The following is a 23,542-nucleotide window of genomic DNA, read 5'->3' on the forward strand; positions in this document are numbered from 1 at the left end:
TTGTTCCGCGGGTCTTGCCGTCCGTGAGTCACCGTGCCTATATTCAACGCATGATGAATATCTCGGTCGAGATCGCCGGGCTCCGCGTGGTGCGGGGCGGGCGGACCGTGCTGCCGGGCTTGGACCTCGTCGTCCCGGCCGGGCAGGTCGTCGGCCTGCTGGGACCCAGCGGCTGCGGCAAGACGACGCTCATCCGGTCGATCGCCGGGGTGCAGCGCCTGGCGTCCGGGCGCGTCACCGTCCTCGGCGAGCCGGCCGGCTCCCCGGCGAACCGCACCCGCGTCGGGTACGTCACCCAGGCCGCGTCGGTCTACCCCGACCTCACCGTCGCGCAGAACCTCGCCTACTTCGCCGCCCTGGCCGGGACGGGCCGCGCCGAGGCCGGGCGGGCGCTCGAGGCGGTCGACCTGACGGGCCACCGCTCGTCGCTGGCCGGCGCCCTGTCCGGCGGGCAGCGGACGAGGGTCTCCCTCGCCGCGGCGCTGCTCGGCGACCCGCGCCTGCTGCTGCTGGACGAGCCGACGGTGGGCCTGGACCCGGTGCTGCGCCGCGACCTGTGGCAGCTGTTCGGACGCCTGGCCGCCGAGGGCCGCACCCTGCTCGTCTCCAGCCACGTCATGGACGAGGCGGCCCGCTGCGACCGCGTGCTGCTCATGCGTGAGGGACGGATCGTCGCCGACGACACCCCGGACGGACTGCGGACCCGGTCCGGCACCCAGGACCTGGAGCAGGCGTTCCTCACCATCGCCGAGCAGGCGGCCACGGCATGACCCGCACGCTGGCCACCGCGCGGCGCGTGCTGCAGCAGCTCTCGCACGACCGGCGCAGCGTCGTGCTCGTGGTCGCGCTGCCGTCGCTGCTGCTGACGATCTTCCGCTTCGTCTACGACGGCTCCCCCGCCGTCTTCGACCGGGTCGGGCCGCAGATGCTCGGGCTGTTCCCGTTCGTCGTCATGTTCCTGCTGACGTCCGTGACGATGGTGCGCGAGCGCACGTCGGGGACGCTGGAGCGGCTGCTGACCACGCCGCTGCGCAAGGGCGAGCTCGTCGCCGGGTACGCCCTGGCGCTCGGGCTCGCGGCGGTCGTGCAGGCGCTCGTCGCCACCGCGGTCGGTCTGTGGCTGCTCGACCTGGACGCCGACCGGCCCTGGCTCATGCTGCTGCTCGCCGTGGTCGACGGCGTGCTCGGCACCGCGCTCGGCCTGCTCATGTCGGCGTTCGCCGTGACCGAGTTCCAAGCGGTGCAGTTCATGCCGCTCGTCGTCGTGCCCCAGATCCTGCTCTGCGGGCTGCTGCTGCCGCGCGAGGAGATGCCGCGGGCGCTCGAGCTGGTCTCGGACGTCCTGCCGATGAGCTACGCGACGGACGCGTTCACGGAGCTGGCCGACGGCACGGCGGCCGCCTCGGGCCTGCTCACCGACGTGGCCGTGCTGGTGGGCTGCTGCGTCGTCGCGCTCGCCCTGGCCGGCGTCAGCATGCGGCGGCGGACCGCGTGACCACCCGTCCGGGACGCGGGCGGCCCAAGGCGTCCGACGGGGCGGACCGGCGCACCGCCCTCGTCGACGCCGCGCGCCGGCTGTTCGCCGAGCGCGGGTTCGCGGCCACGTCCGTCCGCGCGGTCGCCCGGGAGGCCGGCGTCGACGCGGCCCTGGTGAGCCACTACTTCGGCGACAAGCAGGGACTGCTCGTCGCCACCATGGCGCTGCCGGTCGACCCGGCCGCCCGGATCCGCGAGGTGCTGGACGGCGGCCGGGACGGGCTCGGCGAGCGGCTCGTCCGGACCTTCACCGAGACCTGGGACCCGCACGAGGACGTCATCGCCGCGCTGCTCCGCACGGCGATGACCGGCGACCCCGAGCAGGCGCCGGCGCTGCAGCTGGCCCGCGCCGTCCTGGTCGTGGGCGTCCGCGAGCAGCTCCAGGGACCGGACGCCGACGGACGCGCGGCCCTGGTCGCGGCGCAGGTGGTGGGGCTCGCGGTGACGCGGTACGTCGCCCGGCTCCCGCACGTCCGCGACCTCACGCCCGGCGACCTCGCCCGGGTCTACGGACCGGCCGTGCAGGCGCTCGTCGACGGGAACTGAGCTAGGCCAGCCGCTCGGCCAGCGCGAGGGCGTCGTACGGGGCGTGCACCTTCATGTCGTTGTCGAAGTACACGTAGACGTCGGTGCCCTGGTCGGTCCAGCCCCGCACGAGCGCGGCCCCCTCGTCGAGCGCCCGCGGCGAGTATCCGCTCGCGTACAGCTCCTCGTCGCCGTGCAGCCGGACGTAGGCGAAGTCGCTGGTGACCTCGCGGATCAGCGGCCACCTCCCCGCCGTGTCGGCGACGACGAGACCGACGTCGTGGGCGCGCAGCAGGGCCAGGAACGCCGGGTCGTGGAAGCTGTCGTCGCGCACCTCGAGGCAGTGCCGCACCGGGACGTCCACCTCGCACTCGGTGACCGCGCGACCGTCCACCCGGGTGTCGTGGCGGGCGGCGGGCGCCGCCGCCTCGGCGGTGGTGCGCGGCAGCAGGTCGAAGAAGGACGCCAGCCGCTCGGGCTCGAAGCGCAGGCGCGGCGGCAGCTGCCACAGCACCGGCCCCATCTGCGGCCCGAGGGCGAGCACGCCGGACGCGAAGAAGTTGGCCAGCGGCGTCTCGACGTCGGCCAGCTTCTTCATGTGCGTGATGAAGCGTCCGCCCTTGACCGCGAACACGAAGTCGTCGGGCACCTCGGCCCGCCAGCGGCGGAAGCTCTCGGGACGCTGCAGCGAGTAGAACGTGCCGTTGATCTCGACGGTGCGCATCCGTTCGCCCACGAACCGCAGCTCGTCGGCCTGGCGCAGGCCCTTCGGGTAGAAGTCGCCGCGCCAGCCGGCGTAGCGCCAGCCGCTGATGCCGATGCGCGCCGTGCCGGCCATCGTCAGAAGGTGCCGGCCGCGGTGCCGACGAGCGCGAGCAGCAGCACGACCAGGGACACCGGCACCATCCAGAGCGCGGCGAAGGTGCCGGTGATCGTCGTGCCCAGGCGCGGCGGGACGAAGTAGCGGGCCCGGGGCAGGTCGCTGACGCCCTCGATCCAGCGCGCCGGCATGCTCGCGCCTCGCCACGCGCCCTGGAGCCGGGAGAAGACCCGCCAGCCGCCGCCCCCGCCGAGCTGGGTGAGCACGCCGCGGGTCTCCTCGACGCGGTCGGCGAGGTTGATGGCCACGGCCAGCTCGGTGGCCAGCGCGGCGGGCTGGTTCACCGCGTCGAGGATGCGCTTGCGGCGCAGCGCGAAGAACCCGGTGACGCCGAGCATCAGCAGCGCGACCACGACGCCGACCCAGCGGGCGGTGCCGTCCCAGGTGAGCGCGAGCAGCAGCGTGGCCAGCTCCAGCGGCAGCGGGACGACGACGAGCGCGAGCGACGGCAGCCGCAGCAGCCGGATCGTGGGGGCCAGCACCTGCACCGCCCGGGTGGCCGCCTCCTGGGTGCCGCCGTCGACCCGTCCGGCCGCGTTGCGGACGTACTCGTTGGCCCGGCGCCCTGTCCCTCGCATCCTCATGCCGCCAGCCTAGGAGGGACCCACACGGGCCGCCCGTCGCCGGACGTCCGCTAGGCGCCGCGCGGGGCGTACATGATGACCGCGACGCCGACCAGGCACACGAGGGCGCCGGCGACGTCGAACCGGTCGGGCCGGAAGCCGTCCACGACCATGCCCCAGAGCAGCGAGCCGGCCACGAAGACACCGCCGTACGCGGCCAGGATGCGGCCGAAGCTCGCGTCCGGCTGGAGCGTGGCCACGAAGCCGTAGAGCCCCAGCGCGATGACGCCGGCGCCGGCCCAGAGCCAGCCGCGGTGCTCCCGGACGCCCTGCCAGACGAGCCAGGCGCCACCGATCTCGGCCAGGGCGGCGACGGCGAACAGGACGAGCGACTTCGCGACGGTCATGGCCCGATGGTGGCAGAACCGCCACCCTCGTCCCCGTCCGCGGACTGTGATCCTCGCCAGGATTCCGCGGGAAAGCGTGCGGACCCGTAGGATCTGCCCCTGACAAGGAGGTCGCATGCTCGAGCTGGCCGTCGCGGTGCTCGCGACCGGCGTCGCCGCTGTGCTGCTCGTCGTCCTCCTCGCCGGGGACGACAAGCGCCGCCAGCCGGCTGCCGGCCCCGACGCGACCCCGTCCCCCTCGCCCGCCACGTCCGAGGACCCGCAGGTCCGTCGCCGCGAGCTGGTCGTCGCCCAGCGCGAGCTGGACACGCTGCTGCGGGCCGGGGCCGAGCTGCTGCTCCCGACCGGCAACCCCGACGAGTACGTCGTCGTCACCGCCGTGCGCACGTCCGCCCACGGGCAGTCCGGGATCGCCGTGCCCGAGGGCCTCGCCCGCTCGGTCGCCGACGTCTCCCCCGCCCTGCGCGGCGCGTACGAGGGCATGCCCACCACCGTCCGGCTCGTCGTGCTCGACTCGCTCGAGGCCACCGGTGTCGCCGCCGCCACGACCGTGGCCAGGACCCGCGGTCGCGTGCTCGGCGTCATCACCCGCGACGGCCGCATCGCGAGCGTCCCGCAGCTGGGCGAGATCGGTGCCGGCACCGGCACCAGCCGCGACGCCGCGTACGTCCTCAGCGCGCTGTCGCTGCTCGTGGAGATGACCGGCCTGGAGCAGAAGCTGGGCGAGCTGGTGGACGTCACGACCTGGATGCCGCACCCGGCGCAGGTCGAGCTGCGCGAGTCGGTGCGCAACCACCTGGGCATCATCGAGCGCGTCTACGAGCCGGTCCGGGGGCTCGAACAGCTGCCCGACGGGACGTGGGGGCTGCTGGCCCCGCACCTGGACCAGGCGGTGCAGGACCAGGCCGCCGCCCGCGCGGACGTCGAGGAGCTCGTCACCCAGGGCGCGGAGGACTCGCCCTTCTGGGCCGAGCCGAACCCCGAGCGGGTCGAGCTGCTGCTCCAGGACCTCGCCTCGGCGATGGAGACGCTGCGCGCCGCCGACCGCGTCGTCCTGCAGGTGCTGGTCGTGCGCCTGTGGCACCACGCGCTGGAGAACCGCGAGGTCGTCGGCGTCCTGCGCGACCAGGCCCGGCGCGAGCTGGCCGAGCAGCGCGACCGCGAGGACGCCGCCCACGCCGTGCTGGCCCGCCTGCTCGAGCACGTCGCCGAGCCGCCGGACGTCGCCCGCACCTTCCCGTGGCTCGCCCGCGAGAGCGAGGACGCTCAGGCCGCTGCGACGGTCGAGGCGGCCGAGCAGGTGCTGAGCCACCGCGAGCAGATCGGCCAGTGGCTGGCCTCGCGCGCACCCCTCGACGTCCCGCCACCGACCGACGACAAGGACGACCGCCGCAGCCGGTGAGCGGGTGAGCGTCCGCCGACCGGCTACTTGAGGAACTTGGACGTGCGCCGGTCGGCGAGCAGCTTGCCGCCGGTCTGGCAGGTCGGGCAGTACTGCAGCGAGGAGTCGGCGAACGACACCTCGCGCACCGTGTCGCCGCACACCGGGCAGGCCTCACCGGCGCGGCCGTGGACCCGCATGCGGGTGCGCTTGTCGTCCTTGAGCTCGGAGGCCGGCTTGCCCGCGGCTTCCTGCAGCGCCTCGGTGAGGACGTCGTGCAGGGCAGTCTGCAGCCGGTCGAGCTGCTCGTCGTCGAGCGTGTCGGCGATCTGGAACGGCGACAGCCGCGCCGCGTGCAGGATCTCGTCGCTGTAGGCGTTGCCGATGCCCGCGACGACCTTCTGGTCGCGCAGCAAGCGCTTGACCTGCATGCGGCGACCGCGCACGAGCGGGCGCACGTCGAAGCCGGGCTCGAGCGGGTCGGGGCCGAGCGCGGCGATGGCGGGGACCTCGTGCGGGTCGCGGACGACGTACATCGCCAGGCCCTTGCGGGTGCCGGCCTCGGTGACGTCGAAGCCGACGTGCGGACCGTCACCGGCGTCCAGGCGGAGGCGGGCGGCGATCGGGCCGCCGAGCTTGAGCTTCTTGTCGGCGAGCTGGTCGGACCAGCGCAGCCAGCCAGCCTTGGCCAGGTGGACCACGACGTGCAGCCCGTCGACGTCCAGGTCGATCATCTTGCCGTGGCGGGCGACGCCGACCACCTGCAGGCCGGACAGCGCCGAGGCCGGCGGGTCGAAGGTCTTGAGCACCGAGAACGAGGCGAGCTCGAGCTCGGCGACGACGGCTCCGACCGCGCGCTCGCGCAGGAAGCCGACGAGCGCGTCCACCTCGGGCAGCTCAGGCATGCCGCGAGTCTGGCACCGACCGGGGACGAGGTCACGCGGAACGGGCTCTGCGGGGCGTCGGTTTACCTGGTCTACGTGGTAAACCGACGAAGGCCAGGGAAATGATCCTGGCGTCCGTCGGCTTTCCTGGCAGACCCCTGCTCGGTCAGCGGGCCGTGGTCGTCTCGCGCCAGCGACCGTAGAGCAGGAAGAGCACGAACAGCAGGGCCCCGGGCACCAGGAGGAACCCCGCCAGCCCGATGACGAGCTCGGGGCTGTCGACGGGGAGCGGGGCGTGCTCGGTGGTTCCCGCCTCCGAGGAGTCGGACGTCCACGCCAACAGCGCCGGGAGGCCGAAGACCAGGGCGCCGACGACCAGCAGGGTCAGCCCGGTGCGCACGAGCGCCTGACGCACGACCATGGGGACTCCTTCGACGACGGGACGGGCAGACCGCAGCCTAGGCCGCCGCCCACCGCCGCGGGGCCGAACGGCTTTCCTCGGTTTACCTGGTAGACCAGGTAAACCGAGGAAAGCGGGGGAGATTTCCCTGGCATCCAGCGGTTTCCCGGGCGGACGTGACGTCCGTGACACGCACGAGCCCGCCGCCCCGAGGGGACGGCGGGCTCGTCGGTCGCGGGCTCCCAGCACAGGCTCAGGGAGCGGACCTCAGCGCTGGGGGGTGCGGGGACGGCCCGCGCCGCCGCCGTTGCCCGAGCGGCTGGCGTTGCCGCTGGGACGACGACGCCGGTTGCGGTTGCCACCGCCACCGCCGCCACCGGGACGTCCGCCCTGGCCCTGGCGGGCCGGACGTCCGCCGGTCGGCTGGTGCTGACCCTGCGGCTCGTCCTTGGGCAGCTCGCCGCTGGTCGACAGCGCCTGCGCCGTCATCGGGCGCGGGGCGTTGGCCGCGGTGTGGCGGCGCGCGGCGACGCCGGCCTTGCGCTGCAGCGCGAGGGTGTCGCGCAGGTCCTCGGGCATCGTCATGGTGACGACCGTGCCCGACTCACCGGCGCGGGCGGTGCGGCCCGAGCGGTGCGTGAACGCCTTGTGCTCGGCCGGCACGTCGAAGTGGACGACCAGACGGACGTCGTCGACGTGGATGCCGCGGGCGGCGACGTCGGTGGCGACGATCGCGCTGGCCTGGCCGGCGCTGAACTTGGCCAGGTTCCGCTCGCGGCGGTTCTGGGCCAGGTCGCCGTGCATGTCGACGGCCTCGATGCCGGCGGTCGTCAGCTGCTTGGCCAGACGGGTCGCGCCGCGCTTGGTGCGGGTGAAGACGATCGCGCGCGGGTTGGCCTCGACGAGGGCGCGGACGACCTCGAGCCGCTGCTCGCGCGGGGTCACCAGCAGGTGGTGCTCCATCGCGGCGGCGTCGGACTCGTCGGACTCGATCTCGTGCAGGACGTGCTGGGGCAGGTGGCGGCGCACGAGCCGGTCGACGTCGCCGTCGAGCGTGGCCGAGAGCAGCAGCCGCTGGCCGTCGGCCGGCGTGAGCGCCAGCAGGCGGTCGATCGGCTTGTAGAAGCCCAGGTCGCACAGGTGGTCGGCCTCGTCGAGGGCGGTGACCTCGATGCGGTCGAGCGTGACAGCGCGACGCTCGATCAGGTCGCCGAGGCGGCCGGGGGTGGCGACGACGAGGTCGACGCCCGAGCGCAGGCGCTGGATCTGGCGCTCGATGGACGTGCCGCCGTAGACGGTCGCCATGCGCAGGCCGAGGGCCTCGGCGACCGGGTCCAGCGCGTCGCGCACCTGGGTGGCGAGCTCGCGGGTCGGCAGCAGGATCAGGCCACGCGGCGCCTTCGGACGGCGCTCGCCGCCGGCGAGGGCGGCCAGCACGGGCAGGCCGAACGCGAGCGTCTTGCCCGAGCCGGTCTTGGCCCGGCCGAGCACGTTGCGGCCGGCGAGCGCGTCCGGCAGGACGACCTGCTGGATGGGCGTGGGGGTCTCGATGCCCTTGCGCGCCAGCGTGGCGACGACGGGCTTCGGCAGACCGAGGGAGGAGAAGGACGGCAGCGCAGGGCTGCCCACAGGATGGGTCATGTACTCACAGACTCGTGAAGACGCCCGTTCGTCCAGACCGCGCGGGAGTGCGCATCATCGACGGGCATTGATGGGGTTGCGAGCCGCAGCCGGAACGGGGGCTCAACGACTCGAGCCTAGCAGGCGGGTGCCTGCCGGGCGGAATCGTCAGCTCAGCAGGTCGGCGTACTCGGGGTGACGGTCGATGTAGTCAGCCACGTACGAGCAGGCGGGGACGACCTTCTTGCCCTCGCTGCGCGCGTCGTCGAGGGCGACCTTGACGACCTCGCCGGCGACGCCCTGCCCCCGGAACTGCATGGACGTGACGGTGTGCGGGAACATGCGCAGGTCCGCCTGGTCGACGTAGTCGGCGAAGCCCGCCACCTGGTCGTCGATGACCATCTCGTAGCGGGACTGCTGCTCGTCGCGTCGCACCTGTCGGCTCATGCCAGGCACAACGCGGCCGGACGCCGACGGCATTCCCGGACGTCCGACCAGTAAGCCGGTCCGCGCGGGCGATCCGGCCCGCGGTGCCCCGCGCTCCGCCTACGCTCGGGGCTCCTCGACAGATCGGACGTGCCCATGCGCGGGAAGCGCTCACGCGGCCGGGCCCTCGCGCTCGCCGTCGTCTCGGCCGTCGTGCTCGGCTGCGCCCTGGCCGGGATCGCGGTGGCGGCGGTCGTCGTCGGCTGCCCCGGCTGCACCGACGAGCCGGCCGCCGCCGCCACGACCGAGGCGCCGCTCGACGCCGGGACCGCCGCGGCCGTCGAGCGTCTCGGCGCACCGTTCCCCGCCTCCGTCGACGCGCGGGCGGTCGTCGACGAGGTGGAGCGCCGCCACAGCATCGACCCCGAGCCGTACCTGCAGTGGGGCTCGGCCGACGAGGAGCTGCGGCTCCGCTGGCAGTGCGCGTGGGAGGCGGAGGTGCTCGCGGCGGAGTCCGACGGTGACGGTCCGCGGCTGCGCAGCGCGATCGACCAGCTGGACGTCGCCCAGCGGGCGGAGCAGGACGCCGTGGACCCGGCTTGGTTCGCCGAGGTCGTGGCCCCGGCCCGCGACGGCCTGGTCGCCCCGCTCGCCGAGCACGTCGAGACGGGCTGCCCCTCCCCCGTCGGCTGACCGTCGACGGGTCGCTTCGACAGGCTCAGGGAGCGGGACGCACCGGCCCTCAGGGAGCGGGACGCCCCCTCAGGGAGCGGCCACGTCCAGGCTCAGGGAGCCGGACGCAGCGGGGCCGCCGTGCGCTCGCGCACCGTGGCCTCGTCCACGCCCGGCGCCAGCTCCACGAGCGTGAACCCGTCGCCGGCCACGTCCAGCACGGCGAGGTCGGTGACCACCCGGTGCACGACGCCCTGACCGGTCAGCGGCAGCGTGCACCGCTCGACCAGCTTGGCGCCGCCGGAGCGGTCGCAGTGCTCCATGAGCACGATGACCTTGCGGGCGCCGTGGACGAGGTCCATCGCGCCGCCCATGCCCTTGACCATCTTCCCGGGCACCATCCAGTTGGCCAGGTCGCCGTTGGCCGCGACCTGCATGCCGCCGAGCACGGCGGTGTCGACGTGGCCGCCGCGGATCATCCCGAAGCTCAGCGCGGAGTCGAAGAACGACGCCCCGGGCAGCACGGTGACGGTCTCCTTGCCCGCGTTGATCAGGTCGGGGTCGACGGCGTCCTCGGTCGGGTAGGGCCCGGTGCCGAGGATGCCGTTCTCGCTGTGCAGCGTCACGTGGACGCCCTCGGGCAGGTGGTTGGGGATGAGCGTGGGCAGCCCGATGCCGAGGTTGACGTACTCGCCGTCGCCCAGCTCGAGCGCGGCCCGCGCGGCCATCTGCGGCCGGGTCCAGCCCACCTGCGTCGTCGTCTCGCTCATGCCGTCGCCTCCCGCACGGTGCGCTTCTCGATCTGCTTGTCCTGCGGCCCGGTGTGGACGATCCGCTGCACGAAGATGCCCGGCAGGTGCACCTGGGCCGGGTCGATCTCGCCGGGCTCGACGAGCTCCTCGACCTGCGCGATGCAGACCCGTCCGGCCATCGCGGCGAGCGGGTTGAAGTTCCGGGTGGCCAGGTTGAACACCAGGTTGCCCTCGGTGTCGCCGCGCAGGGCGTGGACGAGCGCCACGTCCGCGGTCAGCGACTCCTCCAGCACGTAGCGGCGTCCACCGAGCTCGCGCACCTCCTTGGGCGGCGAGGCCACGGCGACCGAGCCGTCGGTCGCGTAGCGCCACGGCAGCCCGCCGTCGGAGATCGGGGTGCCGACGCCCGCCGGCGTGTAGAACGCGGGGATGCCCGCGCCGCCGGCGCGCAGCTTCTCGGCCAGCGTGCCCTGCGGGGTCAGCTCGACCTCCAGCTCGCCGGACAGGTACTGGCGCGCGAACTCCTTGTTCTCGCCGACGTACGAGGCGACGACACGACGGATGCGACCGCGCTCGAGCAGGATGCCCAGCCCGTGGCCGTCCACGCCGCAGTTGTTGGAGAACACCTCCAGGTCGTCCGCCCCCTGCTCGGCCAGCGCCTCGATGAGCGCGTCGGGGATGCCCGACAGGCCGAAGCCGCCGACCGCGAGCGAGCTGCCGGACGCGACGTCGGCGACCGCCTCGGCCGCGGTCGCGACGACCTTCCCCCGGCTCACGCGGTCACCGCCGGCAGGATGCGTGCCCGCACCTCGCCGAAGCCGATGCGTCCGCCCGCGGCGCCCGGCGCGGTGGCCGAGATGGCGACCTCGTCGCCGTCCTCGAGGAACGTGCGCGGCTCGCCGGCCACGGTGACCGGCTCGGCGCCGCCCCAGGTGAGCTCGATGAACGCGCCGCGCTGGTCCTTCTCCGGACCCGAGATCGTGCCCGAGCCGAACAGGTCGCCCGTGCGGCTGGTCGCGCCGTTGACCGTCATGTGGGCCAGCATCTGCGCCGGCGACCAGTACATCCGCGCGTACGGCGGACGGCTGACGACGTCGCCGTTCCACTCGACCTCGAGGTCGACGTCCAGGCCCCAGGCCTGCTCGGCGCGCAGGTACGGCAGCACCTCGGGCTCCTGCTCGGGCGTGGGGATCCAGGCGGCCTCGAGCGCGGCGAGCGGGACGACCCACGGCGAGATGGACGTGGCGAACGACTTGCCCAGGTTCGGGCCGAGCGGCACGTACTCCCAGGCCTGGATGTCGCGCGCCGACCAGTCGTTGAGCACCACGACGCCGAAGCAGTGGTCGGCGAACTCGTCGGTGCCGATGGTCTCGCCCGGCTGCGTCCCCGCGCCGACGACGAAGCCGAGCTCGGCCTCGATGTCGAGCCGGCGCGACGGCCCGAAGGTGGGCGCGTCCTCGCTCGGTGCCTTGCGCTGGCCGCACGGACGCACGACGTCCACGCCCGAGACGACGACGGTCGACGAGCGTCCGTGGTAGCCCACCGGCAGGTGCTTCCAGTTCGGCATGAGCGGCTCGGAGTCGGGCCGGAACAGCCGGCCGAGGTTCGAGGCGTGGTGCTCGGAGGCGTAGTAGTCGACGTAGTCGGCCACCTCGATCGGCAGGTGCAGCCGGACGTCGGCCAGCGCGTGCACCGCCTCGTCCGGGAGGTCGCCGGCCAGCCGCTCGACGAGCTCGGCCCGGACGGCGTCCCAGCGCGCGCGGCCCTGGGCCATGAACGGGTTGAGCGACGCCGCGGCGAACACGTCGTCGCCGAGCAGCACGGCCAGGTCGACGACGTGGTCGGCCAGCCGGACCCCGACGCGCGGCGCCGTGCCGGCGGTCGAGAAGACGCCGTAGGGCAGGTTGTCGAGCCCGAACAGCGAGCCGTCGGGGATGTCGATGCGGGTCATGCGAGCCGTCCTTCGGGGATCGGGGGGATCGAGCCCGGCACGAGGCCGAGCGCGAGCAGGTCGTCGAGCGGCTCGGCGACGCTGCAGGTGCCGAGCGATCGGAAGCCGTCGCGCAGGCGTCCGACGGCCTCGGGGTCCAGGGCGGACAACCGCTCGGCCAGCACGCGCCCGTCGCGCTCGGCGAGCAGCCCGGCCAGGGTGAACACGTCCGCGCCGCCCTGCGCCGCGGCGACGGTCGCGAGCACGTTGAGGAAGCCGTGCTGCTCGAAGCCGGTGGCGGGGTCGGTGTGGCGCACGGCGTGGTGCAGCCCGGCGGTGGCCTTGAACGGCACGCCGCGGCGCACCAGCAGGTCGACGGCGGACGCGAGCTCGCGCTCGTCGGGGTACGCCTCGGCGACGACCCCGCCGGTGCGCAGCTTGGCCCGGTACCGGGTGCCGGCCAGCACGTCGACCACCGCCGGACGACGCTCGTCGCGCGGCACCTCGACGTAGACGTCCAGGCCCGGACGGCGCGACGCGAGCGCGTCGAGCCCGGCCAGCAGCGTGACCGCGTCCTGGCCGGCGGGCACCGCGACCTCGACCGCGGCCACCGCGACGCGGGGCAGGCCCTCGGCCCGCGCCACCGCCTCGGCGGCCACCGTCACGTCCGGCACCGTGAGGCCCAGCACGAGGTCACCGGGGTAGGGACGCTCGGCCAGCTCGGCGGCGAGCTCGTCCAGGCGTCCGGCCGGGAACACGAACGTGCCGACCAGGTCCGCGTGCGGCGCGCGCTCGTGGACGGCGTGGGCGGCCAGCGCCTCGGGCAGCGGGGCGTCACCCGGCGGGAACAGGGCCGCGTCGTCGCACAGGCCCGAGACCAGCGACGGCACGGTCATCGGTTGCGCGCCCAGGACTGGTAGTAGGTGCCGTCGTCGGTGGCGATCGCGCCCTCGCCCAGCTCGAGCGGGCGGAACGTGTCGACCATGACCGCGAGCTCGTCGAAGAACTCCGCGCCCAGGCTGCGCTCCATGGCGCCCGGCTGCGGGCCGTGCGCGTGGCCGCCGGGGTGCAGCGAGATCGAGCCCTGCCCGATGCCCGACCCCTTGCGCGCCTCGTAGTCGCCGCCGCAGTAGAACATCACCTCGTCGGAGTCGACGTTGGAGTGGTAGTACGGCACCGGCACCGCGAGCGGGTGGTAGTCGACCTTGCGCGGCACGAAGTTGCAGATGACGAAGTTGTGGCCCTCGAACGCCTGGTGCGCCGGCGGCGGCTGGTGGATGCGCCCGGTCAGCGGCTCGTAGTCGTGCACCGAGAACTTCCACGGGTACAGGCAGCCGTCCCAGCCCACGACGTCGAACGGGTGGTGCGGGACGACGAAGCGGGTGCCCACAACGCCGCGGCTCGTGCGGTGCTTCACCAGCACCTCGACGTCGGTCTCGTCGACGAGCAGCGTCTCGGTGGGGCCGTGGATGTCGCGCTCGCAGTAGGGCGCGTTCTCCAGCAGCTGGCCGAAGCGCGAGCGGAAGCGCTTGGGCGGCTCGATGTGGCTGAAGGACTCGATGACGTACGCGCGCAGCGGCTCGTCGCCGGTGGGGATCCAGCGCGACACGGTCGACGTCGGGATCATCACGTAGTCGCCGGACTCGACCTCGAGCGCGCCGAAGACGGTCTCGACCCGGGCGGTGCCGGACTCGACGTAGACCATCTCGTCGCCGTACGCGTTCTTGTACAGCGGCGACGTCCTGCGCGCGACGGCGTAGTGGATGCGCACGTCGGCGTTGCCCAGCACCAGGCGGCGGCCGGTGACGACGTCGGTCTCGTCCCACGAGTCCTCGGGGAACAGGTCGTGCAGGCGCAGGTGCACCGGGCGCAGGGGGTGGTTCGGGGTGAGCGTCTGGTCGGGCAGCACCCACTCGGTCGACTCGACGATCGCCGACGGGATGTGGCGGTGGTACAGCAGCGCGCTGTCGGAGGAGAAGCCCTCCTCGCCCATGAGCTCCTCGTAGTAGAGGTTGCCCTCGGGGTCGCGGTGCTGGGTGTGACGCTTCGGCGGGACGTGGCCGAGCGAGCGGTAGTGCGCCATGGTCTGGCCTCCTCGATCGAGAGTTGATCAATACCTTAACTATCTGCCGACGTGACGACAACCACGTTCTCCGGCAGGGGGTCTAGCGGCGGTCGCGCACGCCGAAGTCGCGTGCGGTGACCAGCTTGTTCAGCAGGCCGACGAGCGTCTCCTGCTCGTCGGGGGTGAGGACGTCCACCCAGGCGGCCTCGCGCTCGTTCTGGGCGCGGAAGGTCTCCTCGATGGCCTCGCGGCCGGCGTCGGACAGCTCGAGCCGGACCGAGCGGCCGTCCTCGGGGTCGGGCGTGCGCAGCAGCACCCCGTCGTCGACCAGCGGCTTGGCCAGGTTCGACACCGCCGCCCGGCTCATGCCGGTCAGCAGCGCCGCGGTCTTGGGCTCGATCGGCCCGGCCAGCCAGACGACGAAGACCAGCCGGTAGGCCGACCACGAACGTCCGCGCGGGCGGTGGATGGCCGCCTCAAGGTCGTACGTGACGATGTCGGACGCCCGGTTCAGGCTCAGCAGCACGCGGTTGGCCGCCGCGTCGTGGTCGCCGACCCGGGCCCGCAGCCGGCGCGAGGCCAGCTCGACGAAGGACCAGTAGTCGAGGCCCTCGGTGGCGGACATGGGCGTCAGGCTACCGGCCCGGACGCGGTCGGGACCGGGGCCGCGCGGGGCGGCCCCGGTCCCTGCGCTCACGCGACCGGCTCGGGCGTGCGCGGCGTGCGCTTCTGCTCGCCCTCGCGCACCTTGACCAGGCCCAGCATAATCACCGAGACCACCAGGCAGCCGATCGGGAAGTACAGCCCGATCGTCACGTCGTCGGCGGTGGCGTTCTTGCCGATGACGTACGGCGCGGCGAAGCCACCCAGCGCGGCGATCGTGTTGATCGCGGCCAGGCCGACGGCCGTCTCGGCCCGGGTCAGCACCTGGCTGGCCAGCGCCCAGTACGGAGCCAGGTAGCCCAGCACGCCGATGGCGGTCATCGACAGGAAGATCAGCGCCACCTGCGCGGTGTCGACCGTCAGGATCGTGCCCAGCAGGCCGACCGCGGCCAGCGACAGCGCGCCCATCGTGTGGAACCGGCGCTCGCCGGTGCGGTCGCTGTGCCGGGCGATGAGGAACATGCCGATCGCACCCACGATGAACGGCAGCGCGCCCAGGAAGCCGATGTTGGTCGACGAGTACTCCGGGTTCATCTGCTTGATGATCTGCGGGACGAAGAACGTGTAGCCGTACAGGCCGCACGCGGCGAAGAAGTTCGCGACCGCCAGGTGCAGCACGCGCGGGTTCTTGACCGCCTTGAGCAGCTCGCGCCAGCCGTCGGCGTCCTCGGGCTCGTCGTACTCGGCCTTGATCGAGCTGTCGACCCAGTCGGCCTCGCGCTTGCTGAGCCACTTCGCGTCCTTGGGCAGCGAGGGCAGCAGGAACAGCACCGCGACACCGAGCAGGATCGTGGGGGCGCCCTGCAGGATGAACACCCAGCGCCAGCCGCTCAGGTCGAACCACGAGACGTGGTCGAGGATCAGGCCGCCGGTGAACGAGCCCACGATCATGGCGATCGGCTGGGCCATCGCCATCATCGCGATGGCGCGACCCCGGTCGGCCTGGCGGAACCACAGCGTCAGGTACAGCAGCAGGCCCGGGTAGAGGCCGGCCTCGGCGATGCCGAGCAGGATGCGCACGCCGTAGAGCTGGTTGAGGCTCTGCACGAAGCCCATGAGGACCGTGACCAGGCCCCAGGAGATGGCGATGCGCGCCAGCCAGACGCGCGCGCCGAACTTCTTGAGCGCCATGTTCGAGGGGACCTCGAAGACCACGTACGCGAGGAAGAAGATGGACGACGCCAGGCCGAACGCGGCCGTGGTGATGCCCAGCTCCTCGCCCATCGTCAGCTGGGCGTAGCTGATGTTGGTGCGATCCATGTAGTTGAAGATGTACAGCAGCATGACGATCGGGATGATGCGCACAGAGATCTTGCGCACGATCGCCTGGCCTTCGGCCTGCGACACGGTGTCGCGGTCAGGTGCTCCCATGAGAGTCTCCTAGTCGGGGGTGGGCGCGGGCCGGGCTCTGGACAAGATCGTCCCGCGCTCACCGTTCACACGGTGGGGGTGGTCCTGGTGGCGGCCGCACGGGCCGCTCCGAGACCGGCGATGCGGCCCATGGTCAGGGCGTTGGCGACGGCGTTGCCGCCGCCGACGTACCGGGCGCCGAGGATCCCGGCGCCCGCCTCTCCGGCCGCGAAGAGACCGGGGACGGTGTCACCGACCCGGTCGACCACGGCGGCCGAGCCATCGATCTGCAGGCCGGCGTGGGTGCACACCAGCTCGGCAGGCAGGATGCGGGCCGCGTAGAACGGCCCGTCCGCGATGGGGGCAGGGGGCTCGCTGCTGCCCTTGGCGGCCAGCGAGACGTGCCGCAGGAAGTCGGGGTCCTCCCCCTGCGGAAGCTGCGTGTTCCAGCGCTCGACCGTCGCGACGAGCGCGTCGGCCGGGACGCCCATGAGCCCGGCGAGCTCCTCGAGCGTGTCGGCGCGCAGGGTGCGTCCGGCCTCGGCCTCGGCGAGGACGTGCTCGGCGTCCCAGTGCGCGTAGCCGGCCGGCAGGCCCAGGCGCGCCTTCTCGTCGAACACGACGTGGCACGGGCCGCCCTGCAGGTCGATCAGGCCGCCGGACACCGCGTACGAGGCGTCCTCGTCCATGAAGCGCCGCCCCTGCGGGTTGACGTGGACGCGCGAGCGCGGCGGGAAGCCGGACTGCCAGTGGTGCAGGCGCTGGAAGTAGACCGTCGGCATGAGCAGGCCCCAGTCGTGGCCGACGACGGCCGCATCGACCTGCTCGCCGAACGCGAGGTGGTCGCCCTGCGAGCCCTCGGCGGCGACGACGAACAGGTCGTCGCCCGCCTCGAGCACCGTCGGGTAGAGCTGCTCGAGCAGGGCGGGGTTCTGGGCGAAGCCGCCGGACGCGACGACGACCGCGTGCGCGCGCACCTCGATGTCGTCCACCACGACGCCGCGCACCTGGCCGGCCTCGACGAGCAGGCGCTGCACGCGCGAGTTGAGCACCGCCTCGACGCCGTGCCGCTTGCGCGCCGCGTCGAGCGTCTGCACCAGGCCGTAGCCCTGGTCCTTGGGCACGTGGCCGCGCCAGACGTCCTCGACACCGGCCCGGCACAGGCCGGGCTCGTGGGCGCTGGCCGACACGACGGCCGGCACCTCGACGCCGAGCTCGATGAGCCACTCCAGCGTCGGACCCGCGTTGTCGCAGAACGCCTTGACCAGGCCCGGCTCGAGCAGCCACTGGTTGAGGTCCATGTAGTGCTGGAAGAACTTCTCGGCCGAGTCCTCGACCCCGAGCCCGCGCTGCACGGACGTGCCGGCGGCGGTGAACAGGCCGGCGGACAGCTGCGTCGAGCCGCCCAGCTCCTTCTGTGACTCGAACAGCAGCACGCTGGCGCCCTGCTCGGCGGCCGAGACCGCGGCGGCCAGTCCGGCGCCGCCTCCTCCGACCACGACGACGTCGACGACGTCCTCCTCGGTGCTCACAGGCTTCCTCCCGACTCGTGGACGATGCGGTGGTACAGGCCGTTGGAGACCAGGCCGCCGTCGACCGTGACCTCGCTGCCCGTCATGTAGGTGGACCGGTCCGACAGCAGGAACAGCACGGCGTCGGTGACCTCGTCGACCGTGGCCATGCGCCCCATCGGGACGGAGTCGACGGCCGCCCGGACGAAGCCGTCCGACCCCTCGAGCAGCGCCGTGCCGACCAGGCCGGGGTGCACGGAGTTGACCCGGATGCCCCACGCGGCGAAGTTGCCGGCGGCGGCCTTCGACAGGCCGGTCAGGCCCCACTTGCTCGACGAGTACGCCGGCGAGAAGTAGCCGATCTGCCCCGAGATGGACGAGATGTTGACGATCGAGCCGCCCCCGCTCGCCCGCATCGACTCCGCCACGGCCTTCATGCCGTAGAACGGGCCGAACAGGTTGATCCGCATCGTCAGCTCCCAGACGTCGTCCGGGGTGTCGAGGAAGCCGAGCCGGCGCGAGATGCCGGCGTTGTTGACCAGGCCCCCGATCTCGCCGTGCGCGGCGCGCACCTCGTCGACCACGCGGGCCCAGGCGGCGGCGTCGGTGACGTCGAGCGCGTGCGCGGACGCGGTGCCGCCGGCGGCGACGATCGCGTCGACGACCTCCGACGCGTCCGCCACGTCGGCCACGGCCACGTGCGTGCCGGCCGCGGCCAGCGCGCGGGCGTGGTTGGCGCCCATGCCGCCGGCGGCGCCGGTGACCAGGACGACGTCCGGGTAGGACTCAGACATGGCGCGAGCCGCCGTCGACCGAGATGGAGTTGCCGGTGACGTAGCGCGCGGCGTCCGAGAGCAGGAACAGCATCGCGCCCAGCACCTCCTCGGGGGCGCCGAAGCGGTGCAGCGGGACGTTGTCGAGCGCCTTGGCCAGGGCCTCGGGGTCGCCCTTGATCCACTGCGTCATCTCGGTGTCGATGAAGCCCGGGGCGATCTGGTTGACCCGGATGCCCTTGTCGCCGAGCTCGAAGGCCAGCGACTCGGTGAGGTGGTGCACCGCGGCCTTGGAGGCACAGTACGCACCGCGCCCGCGGCGCACGCGCAGCGCGGAGACCGACGACATGTTCACGATCGCGCCGCCCTCGCCCAGGTGACGGGCCGCCGCCTGGGCGCCGAACAGGACGCCCTCGACGTTGACGTCGAGCGTCGTGGAGATCTGCTCGGGGCTGATCTCCTCGGCCAGCGCGAAGGGGAAGATGCCGGCGTTGTTGACCCAGTAGTCGAGACGGCCGTGCTCGGCCAGCGCGACCTGGGCGAGCGCCTCGTGGTCGGCGGCGACCGTGACGTCCACGCGGGCGCCGGTGACGCGGCCGGGCTGCTCGACGAGCGCGTCGGTGGCCAGCTCGGCGTTGATCCGCTCGGCGGTCGCCTTCATGGCCACGTCGTCGATGTCGCCACCGACCACGTGCACGCCGCGCGCCGCCAGGCCCTTCGCGAACTGGGCGCCCATGCCGCGGGCCGCGCCGGTCACGACGGCGACCTTGCCGGGCATCTCGGGGTAGATGGCGCGGATGGTGGCGGTGTTGGTGCGGCCGGGGTTCTCGTCGACGGTCGTCATGGGGTGCTCTCCTCCAGGCGGGGTGGCGCGCCGGCGGTGGTGGCGGCGCAGGGTCGGTGGGTCAGGCGTGGTCGCGCACGACGTCACGGCGGGCGACGAGCCAGCCGTCGCCGTCGCGCACAAGCCGGTCGTGCAGCGTGGTGAGGCGGACGAGCCGGGCGTCCTCCCCCGGGCGGGTGCCGACGATCTGCAGGTAGGCGCGCACGCCGAGCGCGTCCTCGCCGGTCTCGACGACGTCGACGGTGGTGACGACGTGACGCTGCACGTCGCCGCTCGTGCGGCCGGCCTCGGCGAACCGCTCGGCGAACGCGGTGAGCGCGTCGGCGCCCTCGACCGGAGCGGGGTAGCTCGGGGAGGCGAAGACGCCGTCGGCGGTGAAGGTGCCCGCCCAGCCGGCGGCGTCGCCGCCGTCGATGAGGTGGCTCTGCCGGGCGTAGAGGGCGTGGACGGCGGTCGCGACGTGCGGGTCAACCATCGAGCTCATGCGCTAGGCTCCTTCTGTGCGGTAATCGCACGCACCGTGCGACAAACGCACACATTACGTGGGCCGCGTCACACCGTCAACACCGGGGTGCGACACGGGTCACAGGAGGTGACGGGTCATGGCTCAGTTCCCTAGATTGACCGGCGTGGAGCTGGACGCCGGGATGTCGAAGACGCTGCACCACGGCCTGGTGATCCTCGAGGAGCTCGCGCGGCGCCCGGAGGGGCTCACCGTCACCGAGGTGGCGGACGCCGTCGGGGTGCACCGCACCGTCGCGCACCGCCTGCTCCGCACGCTCGAGGCGCACCAGCTCGTCCGGCGCGACGAGCACAAGCGCGTGCGGCTCAGCACCGGGCTGGTGTCGCTGGCCGAGTCCGTCGAGCACGGGCTGCGGGCCGTGGCCCTGCCGGTGCTGGAGCGGCTGGCCGAGACCACGCAGGCCACCGCCCACCTCGTCGTCCGCGAGTCCGCGAGCCAGGCGCGCGTGCTGCTCGTCGTGGAGCCGCGCCGCGCGCCCATGCACATCGCCTTCCGGCCGGGCCAGTCGATCGAGATGCCCCGCGGCTCGGCGGCCATGGCCATCCTGGCCACCGAGCCGGTGCTCGACGGCGAGCGTCCGGAGGTCGCGCAGGCCCGCCGCGACGGCTACGCCATCTCCGCCGGCGAGGTCGTGCCGAGCACGGTGGGCGTGTCCGTCGGCGTCCCGCGCGGACGCACCACGCCGTCCGCGGCCATCGGGCTGTCGCTGTTCGACGAGGCCTCCGCGCGCCGGGCGGCACCGGACGTCGTCGAGGCCGCCCGCGAGCTGGCCACCCTGCTCCCCTAGACCCCTGGTCGTTGTCGGAGGTCGGTCCTACCGTCGGTCCATGAACCTCTCACTCGCCATGGTCACGACCGACTCGACCGACCCGCTCGCCTCCGCCCGCTGGTGGGCCGAGGCGATCGGCGCCGAGATCGCCCACGAGATGGACGGCTTCGCCGCCCTCTCCCTGCCCGGCGGCACGATGCTGGGCTTCCAGCAGGTCGACGAGCCCACGCCGGGCAAGAACCGCCTGCACTACGACTTCAGCGCCGCCGACCCCGAGGCCGAGGCCCAGCGGCTCGAGGGCCTGGGCGCCACCCGCCAGGGCCGGCACGGCGACGACTCCTTCTGGTGGATCACGCTGGCCGACCCCGACGGGCTGCTGTTCGACGTCGCGCCGTCGCACGGCTGACGGCTACGACGACGGTGCCACCGGCAGCTGGGCGGGCGAGACCTGCTCGCCCAGCACGTCGACCAGGAACGAGACCAGCCAGCGCTGGGCCGGCGTGCGCGACGCCTCGTGCCGCGCGTAGGCCGCGACCTCCATCGGCTCGGTCTCGAACGGCAGCGGCACGGTCCGCAGCCGGTGCGACGCCGCGAACACCTCCGCGACGTACTCGGGCAGGATCGCGACCAGGTCGGTCGACTCCAGCAGGTACGGCAGCGCCGAGAAGCGACTGACCTCGACCGCCACGCGGTCGAGCAGGTCGTGCTGCGCCAGCAGCTCGCGCGGTGCCGCGTGCCCGCTGGGGCCCACGACGATCGCGTGGCGCTCCTCGCCGAGGCGCTCCAGCGCCACCGCCCCGGGGCCGACCCGCGGATGGTCCTGCTCGACCATCGCCACGTAGCGCTCGCGGAACAGCGGGATGCGCACGGTGCGGTGCGACGTCATCACCGGCGTGGCGACGAACGCGTCCACCTCGCCGCGGGCCAGCTGGCGCTCCACGTCGTCCACGTCGAGCGGGCGCACCGTGAACGAGACGGTCGGCGCCGCCTCGCGCGCGGCCGCCACCAGGCGCGGCAGCAGCGTCACCTCCCCCAGGTCCGACAGGGCGATCGAGAACCGGGCCGGGGTGCGCGCCGGGTCGAACCCCCCGGCCTGGCTCAGCACGCCGTCGATCTCGCCGACGGCGCGGTGCAGCGGCTCGTACATCCGCTGGGCCGTGGCGGTCGGCACGAGGCCGCGTCCGGTGCGCCGGAACAGCTGGTCGTCGAAGTGCCGGCGCAGACGGCCCAGGCTGTAGCTGACCGTCGGCTGGGTCACCCGGAGCGCGTCCGCGGTGACCGTCACGCTGCCCGTCTCGTACAGCAGCACGAAGACGCGGGCGAGGTTGAGGTCGAACTCCTTCATAGACGGACTCTATGTCGGCTGCGCGGAACATCTATTGGTCAGGGGCTGGGTCGGACGCCTAGCGTGACGCGGGTCACGTCCACCCCGACCGAGGAGCCCCGTGCCCACCGTCCGCGACACCGTCCACCAGCTGCTGCAGCGCCACGAGATGACCACGATCTTCGGCAACCCGGGATCGAACGAGCTGCCGTTCCTGGCCGACCTGCCCGACGGCTTCCGCTACGTGCTGGGCCTGCACGAGGGCGCGGTCGTCTCCATGGCCGACGGCTACGCGCAGGCGACCGGACGTCCGGTGCTGGTGAACCTGCACGCGGCGTCCGGCTCGGGCAACGGCATGGGAGCGCTCACCAACGCGGTGGCCGCCCGGACGCCGCTCGTGGTCATGGCCGGGCAGCAGGTGCGCTCGGCCATCGGCGTCGAGGCGAACCTGGCCAACGTCGACGCCACGGCCCTCATGCGTCCGCTCGTCGGGTTCGCGACCGAGCCGGCGTGCGCCGAGGACGTCCCGCGGGCCATGGCGCAGGCCCTGTTCGAGGCCACGCTGCAGAAGCGCCCGACCTACGTGTCGGTGCCCTACGACGACTGGACCGTGCCGGTCGGCGACGCCGTCGCCGGCGTGCTGGACCGCACCGTCCGCCGGGCCGGGGGGCTCGACGACGCGCAGGGACGCTGGCTGGTCGAGCGGCTCACGTCGGCGACCAGCCCGGCGATCGTGCTGGGCGGCGACGTCGACACCCAGGGCCTGTTCGACCGTGCGGTCGACGTGGCCGAGCGGCTGGGTGCGACGGTCTGGGCCGCCCCGTCGCAGTTCCGGCTGCCGTTCCCGAACCGCCACCCGCTCTTCCGCGGCGTGCTGCCCGCCGGCATCTCCGCCGTGTCGGACGCCCTCGCCGGCCACGACACCGTCCTGGTCGTCGGCGCCCCGGTCTTCCGGTACCACGAGCACCAGCCGGGTCCCTACCTCCCCGAGGGCGCGCGCCTCGTCCACGTCACCGACGACGCCGCCGCCGCGGCGCGGGCCCCCGTCGGCGAGACGCTCGTGGCCGACCCGGCGTCCGCGCTCGACCTGCTCGCGAAGGCTTTCGACCGTCCGGCCTGCGCGACCTTCGAGCCGACGCCGCCCCCGGCGCCCCGCCCGGGCGAGGGCGGACGGCTGCACCCCGAGGAGGTCTTCGCGGCCCTGCGCGACACCCAGCCCGACGACACCTCGTACGTCGTGGAGTCGACGTCGACCACCGGCTCGTGGTGGCGCCAGATGGACCTGCGCCGCCCCGGCTCGTACTACTTCCCCGCCGCCGGCGGCCTCGGCTACGGCCTGCCCGCCGCGGTCGGCGTCGCGCTCGGCCAGCCCGGCCGCCCGGTCGTCGGCGTCATCGGCGACGGCTCGGCCAACTACGGCATCACCGCGCTGTGGACCGCCGCCCAGCACCGCGTGCCGCTCACCATCGTGCTGCTGCGCAACGGCACGTACGGCGCGCTGCGCTGGTTCGGCGACCTGCTCGGCGTCCCGGACGCCCCCGGCCTGGACGTGCCCGGGCTCGACTTCACCCGCATCGCCGAGGGCTACGGCGTCCCCGCCGTGCACGCCGGCTCGCTCGAGGAGCTGCGCACCGTGCTCGCGACGCCGCACGACGGCCCACGCCTCGTGCAGGTCGACACCGTCCTCACCACCCCCAGCTCCTGACCCACCGCCAGCGAGGGGATTCGTCCCCTCCCCCACCAC

At 73.5% G+C, this 23,542-nt stretch carries 27 protein-coding genes; 8 read left to right on the top strand and 19 right to left on the bottom strand.

Features of this window, described 5'->3' with window-relative positions:
• Positions 1 to 50: 50 nt before the first annotated feature.
• From E0W78_RS08325 to E0W78_RS16550, 3 genes are read left to right on the top strand one after another with little or no spacing between them, the layout of a single operon-like run.
• Positions 51 to 770 carry an ABC transporter ATP-binding protein gene (locus E0W78_RS08325; RefSeq protein ID WP_131403391.1) on the top strand — a complete coding sequence of 240 codons (720 nt, stop codon included), beginning with the start codon at positions 51 to 53 and terminating at the stop codon, positions 768 to 770.
• The gene (locus E0W78_RS08330; protein ID WP_131403392.1) at positions 767 to 1,495 is read left to right on the top strand and encodes an ABC transporter permease; all 729 of its coding nucleotides are present in this window, start codon (positions 767 to 769) and stop codon (positions 1,493 to 1,495) included. Before E0W78_RS08325 ends, E0W78_RS08330 begins: the two co-directional genes overlap by 4 nt.
• The gene (locus E0W78_RS16550; RefSeq protein WP_165570446.1) at positions 1,492 to 2,082 is read left to right on the top strand and encodes a TetR family transcriptional regulator; all 591 of its coding nucleotides are present in this window, start codon (positions 1,492 to 1,494) and stop codon (positions 2,080 to 2,082) included. The genes E0W78_RS08330 and E0W78_RS16550 overlap by 4 nt, the downstream gene beginning before the upstream one ends.
• Before the next feature lies 1 nt (position 2,083).
• On the opposite strand, the gene E0W78_RS08340 is transcribed toward E0W78_RS16550, so the two are convergent.
• From E0W78_RS08340 to E0W78_RS08350, 3 genes are read right to left on the bottom strand one after another with little or no spacing between them, the layout of a single operon-like run.
• Positions 2,084 to 2,899, bottom strand: a complete 816-nt coding sequence (locus E0W78_RS08340; RefSeq protein WP_131403394.1) for a DUF72 domain-containing protein — start codon at positions 2,897 to 2,899, stop codon at positions 2,084 to 2,086.
• A 2-nt stretch (positions 2,900 to 2,901) separates the two neighbouring features.
• Positions 2,902 to 3,525, bottom strand: coding sequence for a hypothetical protein (locus E0W78_RS08345; RefSeq protein ID WP_131403395.1), 624 nt, complete (start codon positions 3,523 to 3,525; stop codon positions 2,902 to 2,904).
• A 50-nt stretch (positions 3,526 to 3,575) separates the two neighbouring features.
• Positions 3,576 to 3,911: a YnfA family protein gene (locus E0W78_RS08350; RefSeq protein ID WP_131403396.1), complete on the bottom strand. Its 336-nt coding sequence runs from the start codon at positions 3,909 to 3,911 to the stop codon at positions 3,576 to 3,578.
• A 115-nt stretch (positions 3,912 to 4,026) separates the two neighbouring features.
• Here E0W78_RS08350 and E0W78_RS08355 point away from each other — a divergent pair, with 115 nt between their 5' ends.
• Complete coding sequence (locus tag E0W78_RS08355; RefSeq protein ID WP_131403397.1) at positions 4,027 to 5,313, top strand: hypothetical protein; 1,287 nt, start codon at positions 4,027 to 4,029, stop codon at positions 5,311 to 5,313.
• A gap of 23 nt (positions 5,314 to 5,336) precedes the next feature.
• Here E0W78_RS08355 and E0W78_RS08360 read toward each other — a convergent pair whose 3' ends face one another.
• From E0W78_RS08360 to E0W78_RS08375, 4 genes are all read right to left on the bottom strand, one after another.
• Positions 5,337 to 6,197 carry a DNA-formamidopyrimidine glycosylase family protein gene (locus tag E0W78_RS08360; RefSeq protein ID WP_131403398.1) on the bottom strand — a complete coding sequence of 287 codons (861 nt, stop codon included), beginning with the start codon at positions 6,195 to 6,197 and terminating at the stop codon, positions 5,337 to 5,339.
• 145 nt (positions 6,198 to 6,342) lie between these two features.
• Positions 6,343 to 6,597, bottom strand: coding sequence for a hypothetical protein (locus tag E0W78_RS08365; RefSeq protein WP_131403399.1), 255 nt, complete (start codon positions 6,595 to 6,597; stop codon positions 6,343 to 6,345).
• Positions 6,598 to 6,843: 246 nt separating this feature from the next.
• Positions 6,844 to 8,217 carry a DEAD/DEAH box helicase gene (locus E0W78_RS08370; RefSeq protein WP_131403400.1) on the bottom strand — a complete coding sequence of 458 codons (1,374 nt, stop codon included), beginning with the start codon at positions 8,215 to 8,217 and terminating at the stop codon, positions 6,844 to 6,846.
• A gap of 147 nt (positions 8,218 to 8,364) precedes the next feature.
• A complete protein-coding gene (locus E0W78_RS08375; protein WP_131403401.1) occupies positions 8,365 to 8,643 on the bottom strand; it encodes a GNAT family N-acetyltransferase in 279 nt (92 codons plus the stop codon).
• Between the two features lie 135 nt (positions 8,644 to 8,778).
• Here E0W78_RS08375 and E0W78_RS08380 point away from each other — a divergent pair, with 135 nt between their 5' ends.
• A complete protein-coding gene (locus tag E0W78_RS08380) occupies positions 8,779 to 9,315 on the top strand; it encodes a hypothetical protein (RefSeq protein WP_131403402.1) in 537 nt (178 codons plus the stop codon).
• Between the two features lie 92 nt (positions 9,316 to 9,407).
• Here E0W78_RS08380 and E0W78_RS08385 read toward each other — a convergent pair whose 3' ends face one another.
• From E0W78_RS08385 to E0W78_RS08435, 11 genes are all read right to left on the bottom strand, one after another.
• Positions 9,408 to 10,043: a CoA transferase subunit B gene (locus E0W78_RS08385; RefSeq protein WP_278249428.1), complete on the bottom strand. Its 636-nt coding sequence runs from the start codon at positions 10,041 to 10,043 to the stop codon at positions 9,408 to 9,410.
• A gap of 17 nt (positions 10,044 to 10,060) precedes the next feature.
• Complete coding sequence (locus E0W78_RS08390) at positions 10,061 to 10,822, bottom strand: CoA transferase subunit A (RefSeq protein WP_131403404.1); 762 nt, start codon at positions 10,820 to 10,822, stop codon at positions 10,061 to 10,063.
• Positions 10,819 to 11,997 carry a fumarylacetoacetase gene (gene fahA / locus E0W78_RS08395; protein WP_131403405.1) on the bottom strand — a complete coding sequence of 393 codons (1,179 nt, stop codon included), beginning with the start codon at positions 11,995 to 11,997 and terminating at the stop codon, positions 10,819 to 10,821. The genes E0W78_RS08390 and fahA overlap by 4 nt, the downstream gene beginning before the upstream one ends.
• Positions 11,994 to 12,872, bottom strand: coding sequence for a hypothetical protein (locus tag E0W78_RS08400; RefSeq protein WP_131403406.1), 879 nt, complete (start codon positions 12,870 to 12,872; stop codon positions 11,994 to 11,996). Before E0W78_RS08400 ends, fahA begins: the two co-directional genes overlap by 4 nt.
• Entirely contained in the window at positions 12,869 to 14,059 is a 1,191-nt protein-coding gene (locus E0W78_RS08405; protein WP_131403407.1) for a homogentisate 1,2-dioxygenase, read from the bottom strand. The genes E0W78_RS08400 and E0W78_RS08405 overlap by 4 nt, the downstream gene beginning before the upstream one ends.
• An 82-nt stretch (positions 14,060 to 14,141) precedes the next feature.
• The gene (locus E0W78_RS08410; protein ID WP_131403408.1) at positions 14,142 to 14,666 is read right to left on the bottom strand and encodes a MarR family transcriptional regulator; all 525 of its coding nucleotides are present in this window, start codon (positions 14,664 to 14,666) and stop codon (positions 14,142 to 14,144) included.
• 68 nt (positions 14,667 to 14,734) lie between these two features.
• On the bottom strand, positions 14,735 to 16,075 hold the full coding sequence (locus tag E0W78_RS08415; RefSeq protein ID WP_131403409.1) for an MFS transporter: 1,341 nt from the start codon (positions 16,073 to 16,075) through the stop codon (positions 14,735 to 14,737).
• Between the two features lie 65 nt (positions 16,076 to 16,140).
• Positions 16,141 to 17,586 carry an FAD-dependent oxidoreductase gene (locus tag E0W78_RS08420; protein ID WP_131403410.1) on the bottom strand — a complete coding sequence of 482 codons (1,446 nt, stop codon included), beginning with the start codon at positions 17,584 to 17,586 and terminating at the stop codon, positions 16,141 to 16,143.
• Positions 17,583 to 18,359, bottom strand: a complete 777-nt coding sequence (locus E0W78_RS08425) for an SDR family NAD(P)-dependent oxidoreductase (protein ID WP_131403411.1) — start codon at positions 18,357 to 18,359, stop codon at positions 17,583 to 17,585. Before E0W78_RS08425 ends, E0W78_RS08420 begins: the two co-directional genes overlap by 4 nt.
• Positions 18,352 to 19,182: an SDR family NAD(P)-dependent oxidoreductase gene (locus E0W78_RS08430; protein ID WP_131403412.1), complete on the bottom strand. Its 831-nt coding sequence runs from the start codon at positions 19,180 to 19,182 to the stop codon at positions 18,352 to 18,354. The genes E0W78_RS08425 and E0W78_RS08430 overlap by 8 nt, the downstream gene beginning before the upstream one ends.
• 61 nt (positions 19,183 to 19,243) lie before the next feature.
• Positions 19,244 to 19,666: a nuclear transport factor 2 family protein gene (locus E0W78_RS08435; protein WP_131403413.1), complete on the bottom strand. Its 423-nt coding sequence runs from the start codon at positions 19,664 to 19,666 to the stop codon at positions 19,244 to 19,246.
• Between the two features lie 118 nt (positions 19,667 to 19,784).
• On the opposite strand from E0W78_RS08435, the gene E0W78_RS08440 reads away from it, so the two are divergent.
• The gene (locus tag E0W78_RS08440) at positions 19,785 to 20,492 is read left to right on the top strand and encodes a helix-turn-helix domain-containing protein (RefSeq protein ID WP_207392682.1); all 708 of its coding nucleotides are present in this window, start codon (positions 19,785 to 19,787) and stop codon (positions 20,490 to 20,492) included.
• Positions 20,493 to 20,532: 40 nt separating this feature from the next.
• Complete coding sequence (locus tag E0W78_RS08445; protein ID WP_131403414.1) at positions 20,533 to 20,880, top strand: VOC family protein; 348 nt, start codon at positions 20,533 to 20,535, stop codon at positions 20,878 to 20,880.
• Positions 20,881 to 20,883: 3 nt separating this feature from the next.
• Here E0W78_RS08445 and E0W78_RS08450 read toward each other — a convergent pair whose 3' ends face one another.
• A complete protein-coding gene (locus E0W78_RS08450) occupies positions 20,884 to 21,819 on the bottom strand; it encodes a LysR family transcriptional regulator (RefSeq protein ID WP_131403415.1) in 936 nt (311 codons plus the stop codon).
• Between the two features lie 100 nt (positions 21,820 to 21,919).
• Between E0W78_RS08450 and mdlC the strand changes: the two genes are divergently transcribed.
• The gene (gene mdlC, locus E0W78_RS08455) at positions 21,920 to 23,503 is read left to right on the top strand and encodes a benzoylformate decarboxylase (RefSeq protein ID WP_131403416.1); all 1,584 of its coding nucleotides are present in this window, start codon (positions 21,920 to 21,922) and stop codon (positions 23,501 to 23,503) included.
• The last annotated feature ends 39 nt before the right edge of the window (positions 23,504 to 23,542 follow it).

The sequence above is a fragment of the Aeromicrobium sp. IC_218 genome (assembly GCF_004336805.1).
Classification (GTDB): Bacteria; Actinomycetota; Actinomycetes; order Propionibacteriales; family Nocardioidaceae; genus Aeromicrobium.

Bases quoted from the DNA above. Each gene is read 5' to 3' on its own strand.
- E0W78_RS08355 (WP_131403397.1), top strand. From the start codon at position 4,027: ATGCTCGAGCTGGCCGTCGCGGTGCTCGCGACCGGCGTCGCCGCTGTG.
- E0W78_RS08340 (WP_131403394.1), bottom strand. From the start codon at position 2,899: ATGGCCGGCACGGCGCGCATCGGCATCAGCGGCTGGCGCTACGCCGGC.
- E0W78_RS08325 (WP_131403391.1), top strand. From the start codon at position 51: ATGATGAATATCTCGGTCGAGATCGCCGGGCTCCGCGTGGTGCGGGGC.
- E0W78_RS08345 (WP_131403395.1), bottom strand. From the start codon at position 3,525: ATGAGGATGCGAGGGACAGGGCGCCGGGCCAACGAGTACGTCCGCAAC.
- E0W78_RS08415 (WP_131403409.1), bottom strand. From the start codon at position 16,075: ATGGGAGCACCTGACCGCGACACCGTGTCGCAGGCCGAAGGCCAGGCG.
- E0W78_RS08405 (WP_131403407.1), bottom strand. From the start codon at position 14,059: ATGGCGCACTACCGCTCGCTCGGCCACGTCCCGCCGAAGCGTCACACC.
- E0W78_RS08330 (WP_131403392.1), top strand. From the start codon at position 767: ATGACCCGCACGCTGGCCACCGCGCGGCGCGTGCTGCAGCAGCTCTCG.
- E0W78_RS08370 (WP_131403400.1), bottom strand. From the start codon at position 8,217: ATGACCCATCCTGTGGGCAGCCCTGCGCTGCCGTCCTTCTCCTCCCTC.
- E0W78_RS08440 (WP_207392682.1), top strand. From the start codon at position 19,785: ATGGCTCAGTTCCCTAGATTGACCGGCGTGGAGCTGGACGCCGGGATG.
- E0W78_RS08425 (WP_131403411.1), bottom strand. From the start codon at position 18,359: ATGTCTGAGTCCTACCCGGACGTCGTCCTGGTCACCGGCGCCGCCGGC.
- E0W78_RS08410 (WP_131403408.1), bottom strand. From the start codon at position 14,666: ATGTCCGCCACCGAGGGCCTCGACTACTGGTCCTTCGTCGAGCTGGCC.
- E0W78_RS08375 (WP_131403401.1), bottom strand. From the start codon at position 8,643: ATGAGCCGACAGGTGCGACGCGACGAGCAGCAGTCCCGCTACGAGATG.
- E0W78_RS08360 (WP_131403398.1), bottom strand. From the start codon at position 6,197: ATGCCTGAGCTGCCCGAGGTGGACGCGCTCGTCGGCTTCCTGCGCGAG.
- E0W78_RS08430 (WP_131403412.1), bottom strand. From the start codon at position 19,182: ATGACGACCGTCGACGAGAACCCCGGCCGCACCAACACCGCCACCATC.
- fahA (WP_131403405.1), bottom strand. From the start codon at position 11,997: ATGACCCGCATCGACATCCCCGACGGCTCGCTGTTCGGGCTCGACAAC.
- E0W78_RS08450 (WP_131403415.1), bottom strand. From the start codon at position 21,819: ATGAAGGAGTTCGACCTCAACCTCGCCCGCGTCTTCGTGCTGCTGTAC.
- E0W78_RS08380 (WP_131403402.1), top strand. From the start codon at position 8,779: ATGCGCGGGAAGCGCTCACGCGGCCGGGCCCTCGCGCTCGCCGTCGTC.
- E0W78_RS08350 (WP_131403396.1), bottom strand. From the start codon at position 3,911: ATGACCGTCGCGAAGTCGCTCGTCCTGTTCGCCGTCGCCGCCCTGGCC.
- E0W78_RS08435 (WP_131403413.1), bottom strand. From the start codon at position 19,666: ATGAGCTCGATGGTTGACCCGCACGTCGCGACCGCCGTCCACGCCCTC.
- E0W78_RS08365 (WP_131403399.1), bottom strand. From the start codon at position 6,597: ATGGTCGTGCGTCAGGCGCTCGTGCGCACCGGGCTGACCCTGCTGGTC.
- E0W78_RS08445 (WP_131403414.1), top strand. From the start codon at position 20,533: ATGAACCTCTCACTCGCCATGGTCACGACCGACTCGACCGACCCGCTC.
- E0W78_RS08400 (WP_131403406.1), bottom strand. From the start codon at position 12,872: ATGACCGTGCCGTCGCTGGTCTCGGGCCTGTGCGACGACGCGGCCCTG.